The sequence below is a fragment of the Terrabacter sp. P2_E3 genome (assembly GCF_056403915.1).
The window spans coordinates 50,363-64,674 of record NZ_JBFUEN010000016.1; the positions used below are offsets into that span (position 1 = coordinate 50,363).

At 72.9% G+C, this 14,312-nt stretch carries 12 protein-coding genes; 8 read left to right on the plus strand and 4 right to left on the minus strand.

Translation table 11 applies throughout. The features are described from left to right. Positions 1-92: 92 nt before the first annotated feature. Genes AC1DW8_RS18975 through AC1DW8_RS19000 form a run of 6 tightly spaced genes read left to right on the plus strand, consistent with a single transcriptional unit; the run spans position 93 to position 7,971 of the window. On the plus strand, positions 93-2,093 hold the full coding sequence (locus AC1DW8_RS18975; protein WP_478095504.1) for a beta-galactosidase: 2,001 nt from the start codon (positions 93-95) through the stop codon (positions 2,091-2,093). Positions 2,094-2,095: 2 nt separating this feature from the next. After that, positions 2,096-2,872 (plus strand): DeoR/GlpR family DNA-binding transcription regulator, encoded by a 777-nt coding sequence (locus AC1DW8_RS18980; protein ID WP_082619668.1) that lies wholly within the window; start codon positions 2,096-2,098, stop codon positions 2,870-2,872. Continuing rightward, entirely contained in the window at positions 2,872-3,999 is a 1,128-nt protein-coding gene (gene galT / locus AC1DW8_RS18985; RefSeq protein WP_478095505.1) for a galactose-1-phosphate uridylyltransferase, read from the plus strand. The genes AC1DW8_RS18980 and galT overlap by 1 nt, the downstream gene beginning before the upstream one ends. Then, positions 3,996-5,180: a galactokinase gene (gene galK, locus AC1DW8_RS18990; protein WP_478095506.1), complete on the plus strand. Its 1,185-nt coding sequence runs from the start codon at positions 3,996-3,998 to the stop codon at positions 5,178-5,180. The genes galT and galK overlap by 4 nt, the downstream gene beginning before the upstream one ends. 26 nt (positions 5,181-5,206) lie before the next feature. Beyond that, positions 5,207-6,535, plus strand: coding sequence for an MFS transporter (locus tag AC1DW8_RS18995; RefSeq protein ID WP_056775434.1), 1,329 nt, complete (start codon positions 5,207-5,209; stop codon positions 6,533-6,535). After that, a complete protein-coding gene (locus AC1DW8_RS19000; protein ID WP_478095507.1) occupies positions 6,532-7,971 on the plus strand; it encodes a pyridoxal phosphate-dependent decarboxylase family protein in 1,440 nt (479 codons plus the stop codon). The genes AC1DW8_RS18995 and AC1DW8_RS19000 overlap by 4 nt, the downstream gene beginning before the upstream one ends. A gap of 71 nt (positions 7,972-8,042) precedes the next feature. Here the strand turns inward: AC1DW8_RS19000 and AC1DW8_RS19005 are convergent, their stop codons facing one another. From AC1DW8_RS19005 to AC1DW8_RS19020, 4 genes are all read right to left on the minus strand, one after another. After that, the gene (locus AC1DW8_RS19005; protein ID WP_235508525.1) at positions 8,043-8,663 is read right to left on the minus strand and encodes a superoxide dismutase; all 621 of its coding nucleotides are present in this window, start codon (positions 8,661-8,663) and stop codon (positions 8,043-8,045) included. Between the two features lie 153 nt (positions 8,664-8,816). Beyond that, entirely contained in the window at positions 8,817-9,287 is a 471-nt protein-coding gene (locus AC1DW8_RS19010) for a heme-degrading domain-containing protein (RefSeq protein ID WP_478095508.1), read from the minus strand. Further along, complete coding sequence (locus tag AC1DW8_RS19015; RefSeq protein ID WP_056775446.1) at positions 9,284-9,730, minus strand: hypothetical protein; 447 nt, start codon at positions 9,728-9,730, stop codon at positions 9,284-9,286. Before AC1DW8_RS19015 ends, AC1DW8_RS19010 begins: the two co-directional genes overlap by 4 nt. 118 nt (positions 9,731-9,848) lie before the next feature. Beyond that, positions 9,849-13,262: a DEAD/DEAH box helicase gene (locus AC1DW8_RS19020; RefSeq protein ID WP_478095509.1), complete on the minus strand. Its 3,414-nt coding sequence runs from the start codon at positions 13,260-13,262 to the stop codon at positions 9,849-9,851. 67 nt (positions 13,263-13,329) lie between these two features. Between AC1DW8_RS19020 and AC1DW8_RS19025 the strand changes: the two genes are divergently transcribed. Further along, positions 13,330-13,812: an acyl-CoA thioesterase gene (locus AC1DW8_RS19025; RefSeq protein WP_056822837.1), complete on the plus strand. Its 483-nt coding sequence runs from the start codon at positions 13,330-13,332 to the stop codon at positions 13,810-13,812. Beyond that, positions 13,809-14,279, plus strand: a complete 471-nt coding sequence (locus AC1DW8_RS19030; RefSeq protein WP_478095510.1) for a TY-Chap domain-containing protein — start codon at positions 13,809-13,811, stop codon at positions 14,277-14,279. Before AC1DW8_RS19025 ends, AC1DW8_RS19030 begins: the two co-directional genes overlap by 4 nt. The last annotated feature ends 33 nt before the right edge of the window (positions 14,280-14,312 follow it).

Below are 14,312 nucleotides of genomic sequence, written 5' to 3' on the forward strand. Positions count from 1 at the left end.
GCCGAGACCGTTGACGAACATCCGCACTTCGCCACGTCCGATGTGTTTGAAAATGTTGACATCGCGGCGAGCAAAGCGACACCCTGTGTCCCATGCGCTCATGGCCGACGAAGACCCTGGCACTCGGTGGCGACTACAACCCCGAGCAGTGGCCCCGCCCCGTCTGGGACGAGGACATCGAGCTGATGCGGCGCGCCAACGTGTCGTTCGTCAGCCTCGGCATCTTCTCGTGGAGCTGGCTCGAGCCGGCCAAGGGCGAGTACGAGTTCGAGTGGCTCGACACGATCCTCGACAAGCTCCACGCCGGCGGCATCGCCGTCGACCTCGCCACGGCCACCGCCACCCCGCCCCCGTGGCTCTCGGCCGCCCACCCGGAGATCCTCCCCGTCGACGTCGACGGCCACACGCTCTGGCCCGGCAGCCGCCAGACGTGGTGCCCGACGTCGCCCGTCTTCCGCGAGTACGCCGTCGCGCTCACCCGGCAGCTGGCGACGCGCTACCACGAGCACCCGGCCGTCGCGATGTGGCACGTCTCCAACGAGTACGCGTGCCACAACCTGCCCTGCTACTGCGACGAGTGCGCGCGGCACTTCCGCACCTGGCTGCAGCGCCGCTACACCGCCCTCGAGACGCTCAACGACGCGTGGGGCACCGCCTTCTGGAGCCAGCGCTACACGGACTGGGACCAGATCCTGCCGCCGCGCCGGTCGACGACGTTCAACAACCCGACCCACGTGCTCGACTACAAGCGGTTCAGCTCCGACGCGCTCCTCGACCACATGCGCGCCGAGCGGGCCGTCCTCGACGAGCTCTCCCCCGGCGTCCCCGTGACGACGAACTTCATGACGCTCGACCACTTCCGCCACCTCGACTACTCGCAGTGGACGCCCACCGTCGACGTCGTCAGCACCGACCACTACATCGTCGACACGCTCGCGCACCCGCGCGCCGAGCTCGCCTACAGCGGCGACCTGACCCGCGGCCTCGCGGGCGGCGCGCCGTGGATGCTCATGGAGCACTCGACGAGTGCGGTCAACTGGCAGCCGACCAACCACGCCAAGGACTTCGGCCAGACGATCCGCGACGCCCTGGCCCACGTGGCCCGCGGCGCCGACACGATCGGGTGGTTCCAGTGGCGCCAGTCCCGCGCCGGCTCGGAGAAGTTCCACAGCGCCCTCGTGCCGCACGCCGGTGCGGACAGCGCGCGCTTCCGCGAGGTCGAGGAGCTCGGCCGGATCGCCGGCCGCCTCGGCGAGCTCGTCGGCAGCCGCGTCGAGTCCCGGGTCGCGATCCTCCATGACTACCAGGCGATCTGGGCCGCCGAGGGTCCGTGCATGCCGAGCTCCGAGCTCGACGCCCTGACCGCGGCGCAGGCGATCCACCGTGCCCTCCACGACCGCGGGGTCACGGCGGACGTCGTGCACCCCTCGGCAGACCTCACGGCATACGCCCTCGTCGTCGTGCCGCAGCTCTACCTCGTCACCGACGAGCACGCGGCCGCCGTCGCCGCGGCCGCCGAGGCGGGCGCCGAGGTGCTTGTCACGTACTTCTCCGGCATCAGCGACGAGAACGACCACGTGCGCCTCGGCGGCTACCCTGGTGCGTTCCGCGACCTGCTCGGCGTCCGCGTCGAGGAGTTCTTCCCGCTCGGCCCCGACGACACGGTCGCGCTCGCCGATGGCACCGGGACGTGGTGGAGCGAGGACGTGACCGCCCTGCCCGGCACCGAGGTGCTGTCGACGTATGCCGCCGGGCCGCTCACCGGACGCCCCGCGGTCACGCGTCGGGCGGGCACCGACAGCGCCGGATCCGCTTGGTACGTCAGCACGCTCCCCGACGACACCACCCTCGGGGCGCTCCTCGACGACGTCCTCTCCGCCGCCGGCGTCGAGCCGACCGTCGCGGGCCTGCCCCGCGGCGTGGAGACGACGCGTCGGCGCAGCGACGGCGACGGCTCGTGGCTCTTCCTGCTCAACCACACCGATGCCGAGCAGACCATCGCCGCAACTGGGTACGACCTCGTCGCGGACGCCCCTGTCGACGGCAGCGTCCGCCTCGCCCCCGGTGGCGTGGCCGTGCTCAGGGAGGACTGACGATGCTCGCCAGCCAGCGGCGCTCCGTCATCCTCGAGCTCGTCGAGGAGTCCGGGGCCGTCAAGGTCTCGGACCTCGTCGAGCGGCTCGGCGTCTCCGACATGACGATCCGCCGCGACATCGAGCGCCTCTCGACCGACGGGCTGCTCGAGCGCGTGCACGGCGGCGCCCTGGCCCTCGGCGGCACCCGGAGCAGCGAGGAGCCCGGCTTCTCCGCCAAGTCGCTGCTCCAGCTCGCCCAGAAGCAGGCCATCGCGCGGGCCGCCGCACAGCGGGTCGAGGCGGGCAGCGCCATCGGCATCTCCGCGGGGACGACGACCTACGAGCTGGCCCGCGCCGTCAAGGACATCCCGCAGCTGACCGTCGTCACCAACTCGGTCCCGGTGGCCCAGCTGCTCCACGAGTCCGGGGCGCCCGGCCAGACGGTCGTGCTGACCGGCGGCGTCCGCACCCCGTCCGACGCCCTCGTCGGCCCGGTCGCCGTGTCGGCCCTGCGCTCGCTGCACGTCGACCTGCTCTTCCTCGGCGCGCACGGCGTCGACGGTCGCACGGGCCTCACGACGCCCAACCTCGTCGAGTCCGAGACGAACCGCGCGCTCGTCGCCTCGGCGCGCCACGTCTGCCTCCTCGCCGACTCCTCCAAGTGGGGCACCGTGGGCCTCAGCACCTTCGCCGACCTCGCCGACGTCGACCTGTTCGTCACCGACGCCGCCTTCCCCGAGCGGGCCCGCGAGGCCGCCCGCGAGAGCGTCGGCTCCCTCGAGATCGTGGAGGCCTGATGCCCACCGAGAGCCGGACGGCAGCCCGTTTCACGACGAGGCACCTCGCCGACGGGCGCGAGATCATCTACGTCGACGAGCCGGGCACGGCCGAGCGCACGGCCGAGGACCCGCGGCCCGTCGAGCCGCGCGTGCAGTCGGGCGAGCTGCGCCATGACGCGCTCGTCGACGACTGGGTCGCCGTCGCCGCGCACCGCCAGCACCGCACGTTCATGCCGCCCAAGGACGAGTGCCCGTTGTGCCCCGCCGGCCACGGGTCGGTGCCGTCTGAGATCCCCGAGCGCGACTACCAGGTCGTCGTCTTCGAGAACCGCTTCCCGTCGTATGCCGTCACCTCCGTCGGCGCCGACGTCCCCGACCCGAGGGGGATCTTCGGCACCCGCCCGGCCGTCGGGCGCTGCGAGGTCGTGTGCTTCACGAGCGACCACGAGTCGTCGTTCACGGACCTCCCCGTCGAGCGGGTGCGCACCGTCATCGACACGTGGGCCCAGCGCACCGAGGCCCTCGGCGCCCTGCCCGAGGTCGAGCACGTCTTCGCCTTCGAGAACCGCGGCCGCGAGATCGGTGTGACGCTCCCGCACCCGCACGGCCAGATCTACGCCTACCCGTACCTGCCCGACCGCACCAAGGCCCTGCTCGAGGCCGCGCGACGCCACCACGAGCGCACCGGTCGGCTCCTCGGCGCCGACATCCTCGCTGCCGAGCGGGCCGACGGCTCGCGGGTCGTCGTGTCGGGGACGCACTGGACGGCATACGTCCCCTTCGCGGCACGCTGGCCGGTCGAGGTGCACCTCGCCCCGCACCGCGACGTGCCCGACCTCGCCGCCCTCGACGACGACGAGCGCGACGAGCTGGCCGTCGTCTACCGCGACCTGCTCGGGCGCCTCGACCGCTACTACGTCGACGCGGACGGGTCACCCGTCAAGCTGCCCTACATCGCGGCGTGGCAGCAGGCCCCGGCGAAGACCGGGCGTGACGTCTCGCGGCTGCACCTGCAGGTCATGTCGGTCCTGCGCGGCCCGGGGCGCCTGAAGTACCTCGCCGGATCCGAGTCCGGGGTCGGCGGCTGGGTCAACGACGTCGCCCCCGAGAAGGCGGCTGCCCGTCTGCGCGAGGTCGCCCGGTGAGCGACCGCACCCCCGACGAGGTCGTCGAGTCGGTCTCGGACGCCTTCGCGCGCACGTTCGGCAGCGCCCCGGCGGGCGTGTGGTCGGCGCCGGGCCGGGTCAACCTCATCGGCGAGCACACCGACTACAACGGTGGCCTGTGCCTGCCGATCGCGCTGCCGCAGCGGACGTATGCCGCCGCGTCCCGTCGCGACGACGGTGTCCTCCGGATGGCGTCCGTCCAGCAGGACGGCGTCGTCGAGGTGGCCCTCGACGACATCTCGCCGGAGCGGCCGGGCGGCTGGGCCTCCTACGTCGCGGGAGTCCTCTGGGCCCTGCGCCGTGACGGCCTGGCCGTCGACGGCCTGGACGTGCTCGTCGACTCCACCGTGCCGCTCGGCGCCGGACTGTCGAGCTCGGCCGCCCTCGAGTGCGCCGTCGCCGCGGCCGCGAGCGACCTCTTCGACCTCGACCTGCTCGCCTCGCCCGAGGGGCGGGCCCGGCTGGCCGCGCGCTGCGTCGAGGCCGAGAACGTCATCGCCGGGGCCCCGACGGGCGGCATGGACCAGTCGGCCTCGCTGCTCTGCGACGACGCCGCAGCCCTGCTGCTCGACTGCCGGTCCGGCGAGACGCGGCAGGTGCCCTTCGACCTCGACGCCGCCGGCTACGTCCTGCTCGTCACCGACACGAGAGCCGAGCACGCCCTCGTGGACGGCCAGTACGCCGCCCGACGTGACGCGTGCGAGGCGGCCGCCCGCGACCTCGGCGTCGAGACGCTCCGCGAGATCGATCCCGCCGGGCTCGACGCCGCGCTCGGTCAGCTCGGCTCCGACGAGGTGCGGCGCCGGGTGCGCCACGTCGTCACCGAGATCGATCGCGTGACGCTCGCGGTGACGGCGCTCGAGGCGGGTGACCCCGACGAGGTCGGCCGGCTCTTCGACGCCTCGCACGCCTCGCTGCGCGACGACTACGAGGTCTCCTGCGAGGAGCTCGACGTCGCGACGGCGACGGCTCGCTCGCACGGCGCCCTGGGCGCGCGGATGACCGGAGGTGGCTTCGGCGGCTCGTGCATCGCGATCGTCCGGGCCGTCGACGCCGAGGCGGTGGCCGAGGCCATCGCGGCCACCTTCGAGGCGGAGGGCTTCACGGCCCCGGTGTCGTTCACGGTGACCGCGTCCGGTCCGGCCGACCGCGACCGCTGACCCCCCGCGCTCACTAGGGTGCGTCCATGACCTCGGCGACGCCGCCCGCCCCCGGCACGACCCTTCCCGCTGCCGTGCGCCGGGGCTACGGCCTCGGGTCGGTCGCCACGGGGTCGTTCGGCACGGTGCCCGGCCTGCTCCTGCTGCCCTACCTCACCGACCGGCTCGGCGTGCCGGCCGCGGCTGCCGGCGTCATCGTCTTCGCGCCCAAGGCGTGGGACGTCGTGCTCAACCCGATCGCGGGCCGCATCAGCGACCGGTCGACGCACCCGGACGGGAGGAGGCGACCCTTCCTCATCCGCGCCGGACTGCTCCTCGCGGCAGCCTTCGCGCTCCTCTTCCTCGGGCCGACCGCGCCGCAGTGGCTCGCCGCCGGCTGGGTGGCCGTCGCCTACCTCGCGTGCGCGACGGCCTACAGCTTCTTCCAGGTGCCCTACGTCGCGATGCCGGCCGAGATCACCGACGACTACGACGAGCGCACCCGGCTCATGACGTGGCGGGTTGCGATCCTCGCCCTCGCGATCCTCGTCAGCGGTGGGGCGTCGCCGGCCATCCGTGACGCGTTCGGGCCCGTCTGGGGCTACCGCGTCGTCGGGTTCTTCGTCGCCGCCCTCATCGCCCTCGGGGCCTACGGTGCGTGGCGGGGCACCCGGTCGGCGCCGGTCCGGACCGGCGTCGCGACGAGCGCCACCTTCGGTGACCAGCTGCGGATCATCCGCTCCGACCGGCCGTTCCGGCTGCTGCTGACCACCTTCGTGCTCCAGGCTCTCGCGACCGGCGCGATGCTCGCGGGGGTCGACTACGTGTCCCGCTGGGTCATCGGGACCCCGCTGTCGGCGACGTTGCTCTTCGTCTGCTTCGTCGCCCCGGCCCTCGTCGTCACGCCCCTGTGGCAGCGCTTCGGCACGGCTCGCGACAAGAAGGTCGGCTACCTCGTCGCGTCACTCCTCCTCGGCGGTGGCGCGCTCGCCCTGGTGCTCGTGCGTTCCCTGCCCGACGGTGTCGTCTACGCCTGCGTCGCCGTCGTCGGCGTCGGCTACGCGGGGGCGCAGATGTTCCCGCTCGCCATGCTCGCCGACGTCGCGAGCCGCACGGACGAGGCGCGCACGCGCGTCGGGCTCTACACCGGCGTGTGGACCGCGGGAGAGACGCTGGGCCTCTCGCTCGGGCCGGCCACGTATGCCGCCGTGCTGGCTCTCGGCGGCTACGTCTCCTCGACGGGATCGACCGTGCCACAGTCGGACTCGGCCCTGACAGCGATCGCGCTCGGCTTCTCGCTCGTGCCCGCCGCCCTCGTCGCGCTCTCGTTCTTCTCTCTGCGCGCCTTCCCGTCGACCCGAAAGGACGCACCATGACGATGGACCACGACGAGATCCGTGAGGCGCTGACGGCGATGCGCGCCCGGGACCTGCCGACCCATGGCGGGCGCACCCTCGCCTACGTCTACGACTCCGGCCTGGCCTCGGCCGACGCCATCGGTCGGGAGGCCCTCGCGGCATTCGCGTCGACGAACGGGCTCGACCCCACGGCCTTCCCGTCCCTGCTCCAGATGGAGAACGACCTCGTCGGCATCGCGGGTCGGCTCGTCGATGCCCCAGCGGGATTCGCGGGTGCCGTCACGTCGGGCGGCACCGAGTCGATCCTGCTCGCCGTCCTGGCCGCCCGTGACGCGCGGCCCGAGATCGTGGCTCCCAGGATGATCCTCCCGACGACGGCACACGCGGCCTTCCACAAGGCCGCGCACTGGCTGCGGGTCGAGCCGGTCCTCATCGACGTCGATCCCGTGACGAAGCGCGCCGACCCCGAGGCCATGGCCGCCGCCATCGACGACCGGACCGTCCTCGTCGTCGCCTCGGCCCCGTCCTACGCGCACGGCGTCATCGACCCCGTCGCGCCGATCGCCGCAGCCGCCGCGGCCGCCGGGGTGCGCTGCCACGTCGACGCGTGCATCGGCGGCTGGGTGCTGCCCCACCTGCGCGACTCCGAGCCCGGGCAGCCTCCGTGGACGTTCGCCGCCCCGGGCGTGACGAGCCTGTCGCTCGACCTGCACAAGTACGCCTACACCCCCAAGGGCGTGTCGGTGCTGCTCCACGCCTCGGCCGACCTGCGCCGGACGCACCTCTTCGCGTCGGCCCGCTGGCCGGGCTACACGATGCTCAACACGACGGCGCAGTCGACGAAGTCCGGCGGTCCGGTGGCCGCCGCCTGGGCCGTCGTGCACCACATCGGCGCCGAGCGCTACACGTCGCTCGCCCGGGACGCGCGCACGGCCACTCTCGACCTGGCGGCCGCGGTGGACGGCATACCCGGTCTGTCGGTGGCGGCTCCCCCGGACTCGACGCTGCTCTCCCTCGTCGCCGACGGCTCGTGCGACGTCTTCACGATCAGCGACGAGATGCTGGACCGCGGGTGGTTCGTCCAGCCGCAGATGCGCTTCCGCGACCTCCAGGCCACCCTGCACCTCACGTTCAGCGCGGCGACGGCTGCGTCGTCCGACCTCATCGCCACCGACCTCGCCGACGCGACGGCGGCGGCCCGCGTCTCCGGGCCGGCCACGGCCCCGGCCGAGCTCGTCGCGATGGCCTCGGCCCTCGACCCGACCACCCTCGACGAGGCGACGTTCACTGGACTGCTCGCCGCGGCCGGGCTGGCCGGGGGCGACGGGGGGCTCGTGCTGCCCGAGCGGATGGCCCCGGTCAACGCCCTGCTCGACGAGCTGCCGCCGGCCGTGCGCGAGGTGCTGCTCCTCGGTGTCGTCGACCGACTCGCCCGCCCGACCCCACCGGCCTGACCGACGGCGGCGACCGGGTACGCGAGAGGGCGGGCACCTCGCGGTGCCCGCCCTCGTCGTGTCGATGTCGCTCAGCCGGGGATGATGAGTCCCTTGGTGGCCTTGGCGCGCTCGAGGCGTGCGGCGACGTCCTCCCAGTTCACGAGGTTCCACCAGGCCTTGACGTAGTCGGCCTTGACGTTCTCGTACTGCAGGTAGAAGGCGTGCTCCCACATGTCGAGCTGGAGCAGCGGGATCTGGCCCACAGGGATGTTGCCCTGCTGGTCGAACAGCTGCATGATGTGCGGCCGCTCGGCGATGGTGTCCCACGCGAGGATCGACCAGCCGGAGCCCTGGATCGCGTTGGCGTTGGCGTTGAAGTGCGCCTGGAACTTCTCGAAGCCGCCGAAGTACTCGGTGATCGCCGCGGCGACCTCACCCTCGGGCTGGCCACCGCCGTCGGGGCTCATGTTCTTCCAGAACACGGAATGGTTGGTGTGACCACCGAGGTGGAAGGCGAGGTTCTTCTCCACACCGTTGACGGAGGCGTAGTCACCCGACTCGCGCAGCTCCTCCAGCTTGGCGACGGCAGCGTTGGCGCCGTCGACGTAGGCCTTGTGGTGCTTGCTGTGGTGCAGCTCCATGATGCGAGCGCTGATGTGGGGCTCGAGGGCGGCGTAGTCGTAGTCGAGCTCGGGAAGCGTGTAAGCCACTTGTCGTTCCTTTCTGGAGACCGTCCGGCTCCGACCACTCTATGCCGCACCGGATCGGCGTCGACAGGGTGTCCGTGAGCACGGGGTGTGGGTCACGTACCCACTTGACCCACCCTCCGACGTCAACCCCACTTGAGGTCAAACCGTTACGGCTCAGGGATGGTCGAGGAAGGCCTCGAGGGTCTCGACGACGAGCCGGTGGTCCTCCCGCTGAGGCAGGCCCGAGACGGCGATGGTGCCGACGCAGCCGACGTCACGGACGATGACGGGGAAGGCGCCACCGTGGGCGGCATACGATCCCGGGTCGAGGCGTGAGCTGTCCTCGAACGTCTTGCCGGCGGAACGGAACTCCTCGCCGACGTAGAGGGACGAGTGACCGTAGCGGTCGACGACGGCGCTCTTGCGCTCGAGCCAGCCGTCGTTGTCGGCCGTCGCCCCGGGCAGCGCGGCGTGGAAGAGGCGCTGCCCGTTGCGACGGATCGAGATCGCGACCGGGGCGCGCGCGGCCCGCGCGGCGTCACGCAGCGCGACGCCCAGCGCCCAGGCCGTGTCGTCGTCGAAGCGGTCGAAGACGAGCCGCGCCTCCTGGTCCGCCAGCTGCTCCAGCGTCGGCTGGTCGGTCACGCGCGCGCCACCCGCCGGAACGCGATGCCGACGAGGACGAGGACGATGCCGACGCCGAACGCCATGAACGCGACGCCGAAGGCCAGGACCGACGTGAAGAGCGAGGCGCGCAGGAACGAGCCGGTCATGACGACCTGACGGTTCGGGTCGTCCTTGGGCAGCTCGGCGTACGTCTTGCCGCCGCTCGCCGCGAGGGCGTGCTTCTCGATGGTCTCGGCCTCCGAGTACGCGGTCCACGGCGAGTTCACGGGCTGACCGGCGAACCTCGCCGCATCCTCCGAGACGGTGATCTTCTCGCTGGCGAGCTGGGACTGCACCTGGTACCAGGTGAATCCGCCGGCCAGAACCATGATGACGCCGATGACGATGACGATCGTCCCGATGACGGCGACGGAGCCGAGTCGATTGGACGTGGTGCTGGTGGTGGGGGTGACGGTGCTCATGTGAGTCCTCCGAGGGGTGAGTTGTCAGAGCCGTGCACGCGCCGCCATCCGAAGCGGCTCACCTCCACGCTAGGGCTTCATCCCCGGACGTGGGGCCGGATGCGAATCACGCTTCGAGTCAGGCGAGTCCGAGCAGGTCGCGCACGTCATCGGCCGTGATGGCACCCGAGAGCGAGCCGCCTTCGTCGACGACGCGCTGGAAGAGGTCACGCTTGCGCTCCTGGAGGGCGACGACCTTCTCCTCGATGGTGCCGGCCGACACGAGCCGGTAGACGGTGACGGGACGGCTCTGCCCGATGCGGTGGGCGCGGTCGATCGCCTGCGCCTCGGCGGCCGGGTTCCACCACGGGTCGAGGACGTAGACGTAGTCGGCCTCGGTCAGCGTGAGCCCGAAACCGCCGGCCTTGAGGCTGATGAGGAACGCGACGGCATCGCCCTCGCGGAAGCCCCGGACGACCGCCTGCCGGTCGGTCGTCGACCCGTCGAGGTATGCCGTCGCGAGCCCCGCGCGCGTCAGCGCGGCCTCGACGCGGCGCAGGAAGCCGGTGAACTGGCTGAAGACGAGGGCGCGGTGGCCCTCGGCGGCGAGCTCGCGCAGCTGGTCGACGAGGAACTCGATCTTGGCGGCCGTCGCCTTGCCCGCGTGGACCTCGTCGACGAGGACCGGGTCGAGCGCGAGCTGGCGCAGCCGGGTCAGCGCGGCGAGGATCGCGACACGGTTGGACTCGGGGTCGCCGAGCAGGCCCAGGACGCGCTGGCGTTCGCGTTGGAGGTGCTGGTCGTAGATGTGCCGGTGGACCGGGTGCGGATCGAGCGCCATGACCTGGATCTGCTTGGGCGGCAGGTCGATCGCGACCTGCTCCTTGGTGCGACGCAACATCAGGGGCCGGATCCGGCGGCGGAGCAGGTCGAGCAGCTCCGGGCGCTCGCCGGACTCGATGGGCTTGCGATAGCTCTTCGTGAAGACGTCGGGTCGCGGGTAGAGCCCGGGGGCCGTCAGGGAGAGCAGCGACCAGAGGTCCATGAGGGAGTTCTCGAGCGGCGTGCCCGTGACGGCGACGGTGAAGGGCGCCCCCAGCCGGCGGACCGCGACGTGGGTCTTGGCCTGGCGGTTCTTGACGAACTGGGCCTCGTCGAGCACGACCCCACCCCACCGCACGCCGTGGAAGGCGGCGTCGTCGAGGCGCAGGACGGCATACGACGTGATGACGACCTCGGCGCCTGCGACGGTCTCGGCGAGGGTGACCCCGCGCTTGCGCTCGGTGGCCGTGACGGCGACCGCCGCGAGGTGCGGCGCGAAGGTCTCGAGCTCGCCCATCCACGTGCCGACGACGCTCGTCGGCGCGACGACGAGCACCGGCCCACGCGCCTCCGGACCGGCGTCGCCGAGCTCGCCGCGGTCGTGCGCGCGCACGAGGGCCGCGATGACCTGGAGCGTCTTGCCGAGTCCCATGTCGTCGGCGAGGATGCCGCCGATTCGGGCGTCCCAGAGACGCGCGAGCCAGCGGTAGCCGTCGAGCTGGTAGGGACGCAGGGTCGCCCGGAGGTCGGGTGGCACCTCGGCGAGCGGGCCGGACTCGAGGGAGCCGAGCGCCTCGACGTTGGCCGCCCAGCGCGCGCTCTGCTCGTCGACGACGCCGAGGGCGACGAGCTCGTCCCAGAGGTCGGCGTGGTGGGCGCTGAGGCGCAGTCCGCCGGTCTCGGGGTCGGCGATGTCGCGGGCCTCCTCGATGAGGTCGCGCAGCCGGTGCAGCTCGGGCCGGTCGAGCCGGAAGAACGCGCCGGACTCGAGGAGCATGATCTCGTCGCCACGCGCGAGCGCCCCGAAGAGCGGCTCGAAGGGCACGTCCTCACCGTCGACCTCGACGGAGACCCGCAGGTCGAACCAGTCGCCGGGCTCCGCCTGCTCGCGCCGCTCGCCGGTGCCCAGCCGGACGACGGGAGCCGACGTGACCTCCTCGTAGGCCGGGACGTCGCCGTCGACCTCGACGGTGACGTGCTCGTCGGCCTCGAGCAGGGGCAGCGTGTCGACGACGAACCGCGCGGCCGCCATGCCGGTGAGGACGACGCGCGGCACGAGGTAGGCGTGACCGCCGAGGTCGGCACGCAGTGCGCCGGGGACCGAGCGGAGCGACGTCGCGGCCTGCACCGCGGCGGCCTCGGCGTCCCGGTCGCGGCCACCGACGGTGCCGAAGCGCGCCGTCGTGAAGGGCCGCGGCGTGCCGTCGTAGGCGTGGCTCAGGTCGAGGCGCAGCTCGCCGGGGACGTCGCTGACGACGCGGACGTGCACGGTGACGACCTCGGGCTGGACGTCCTCGGGCAGCTCGGGCGCCGGCAGGGGCACCTCGGAGCGGACCCGCAGCCGCTGGCGCAGGCCCGGGACGACGGAGCGCAGGAAGCGGCCCCGTTCGTCGGCCGGCACCCGCAGGCCGGCGAGCGCCGAGGCGAGGGCGTCGGGACCGAGGTCGAGGTCCTGGTCGAGGGGCACGAAGGTCAGCGAGTCGTCGTCACCCTCGACGGCGACGGCGTGCACCGGGTCACCGAGGTAGAGCCGCTCGCCGGTGGCGCCGGCCGGCATCCCCTCGATGTCGACGTCGAGGTCGAGGTCACCGCTGCCGTCGGGGGCCCGCTTGACGAGGAGCACGAGGGTGGCCGCGTCGTCGGCGACGTGGACCGGACCGGTGACGCCCTCGCCGGGCAGCACCTCGATGCCGGCCGCACGGGCCTCGCGCAGCAGCGGCCAGACCTCGGGGCTCGCGTCGAGCGAGAGCGGCGGTGTCGCGGAGAAGTACGTCGTGCCGCCCGAGCCGTGCCGGGCGACGTCGTGCAGGCGCCCCATGATGCGCTCGTGCTCGGGCAGGAAGCGGATGCCGGCGCGCCACTGGGGCAGCGCGTCGTGCCACGAGAGGGTGCGGTGCCACGTGCCGGCGCGGGTCCAGCGGGTCGGTCGGAGGCCGTAGCTGAGCTCGGGCACCCCTCTCCGCCCCCGCTGGTCGCGGTAGACGGTGTCGACGAAGAGGCCGGCCGGCATGAGGTCGCCCCGGGGCTCGGGCCGCTCGGCGACCGGGGACGGCTCGACGGCGCGCGGCCGGACGTGACCGAAGACGTCGGACCAGTGCGGCGGCACGACGAGCGGCGCCGGCTCGGCTGCGGCCGGCTCGACGACGCCCTCGCCCTCGGCCAGTGGCCGCGGCTCGACGACCTTGCCCTGAGCGACGTCGCGCGCCGTGAGCATGAGCGCCACGACGTGCTTGCAGTCGCTGCGGACCGGGCAGCTGCACGTGCCGCTCCAGAGGTGCGAGCGCCCCTTCGGGTGCGGCCGGGCCTCGATGAAGGTCTGGTAGGTCTCGTGGCCGCTGCCCTCGATCGTGCCGAGCAGCATGAGCCCGTCGGGGCGCGTGGCGAGCGAGCGCACCCGGCGCTCGGCGGCATACGCCTGCCCGCGCTCGAAGGTACGCGTGCCGACCTGCTGGGCGATGTCGGGGTCGGTGACATCACCCACCCACGTCGCCCGCCCCACGCTCCACACCACCCGAGCACTGTACGTTCGCCCGCCGACACCGCCGGGCGTCGTCCACAGGGTCGGGCAGGATGGGCGCATGCCCAGCACGCCCGACCCCCGCGAGCTGACGCTCGCCGACTTCCCGGTCCACCGTCCCGTCACGACCCGGTGGAGCGACAACGACATGTACGGCCACCTCAACAACGCCGTCTACTACGAGCTGTTCGACTCGGCGATCAACGGGTGGCAGGCCGAACACGTGACGGTCGACCCGATGACCGACGCGACCCAGGGCGTCGTGGCCGAGTCGTCGTGCGCCTTCTACGCCGAGGTGGCGTTCCCGGCGCCGCTCGTCGTGGGCGTCCGCGTCGTCCGGCTGGGGCGCAGCAGCGTCACCTACGAGCTCGGCCTCTTCGTCGACCCGGAGCGCAGCGCCGTCGCCGACCCCTCGATCAAGGCCCTGGGGGGCTGGGTGCACGTCGAGATCGACGCCGCGACCCGCCGCCCGACCCCCATCCCCGACCACCTCCGCGCCCTGATGGAGACGGCGGTGGTGTCGCACGAGGGCAGCCCCGCATGAGCGACGGCCCCCTCGAGGAGACGTGGGAGTCGTGGACCTCCCGCGTCGCCGCCGACCTCGCCGCGCTCACCGACGACGACTGGCTGACCTTCACCGTCCACGTGGCGTCACGGGCGTCGAGCACGTATGCCGCCGAGCGGGCTCCCCGATCGTGGCGCCGCGGCGGCGCGAGGCCGGCTCCTCGGGCACGGGTGCCTGACGTCTTCGTCCAGGCGCGGCGGCTCGAGGGCGTGCTCGCGCTCGAGTGCATCGGCGACACGGAGTTCGAGGGCCTGACCGACCTGACGCGCGAGGCGCAGGAGGCACTGGAGGGGCTCGGATGGACGCGCGACGGCGACGAGCCGGAGTTCAGCCGGGCGTTCGACCGCGCAGCCGAGGCGGCGGAGCTGCTCCGCGCGAGCCTCGCGCAGGTGCTGGGTGCCGCCACGCCCGCCGACGTCGACCTCCGGCGCGCGCCGCGTCCGTGACCCCGGAGCCGGCGCCTGCGCAGCCGAACCACC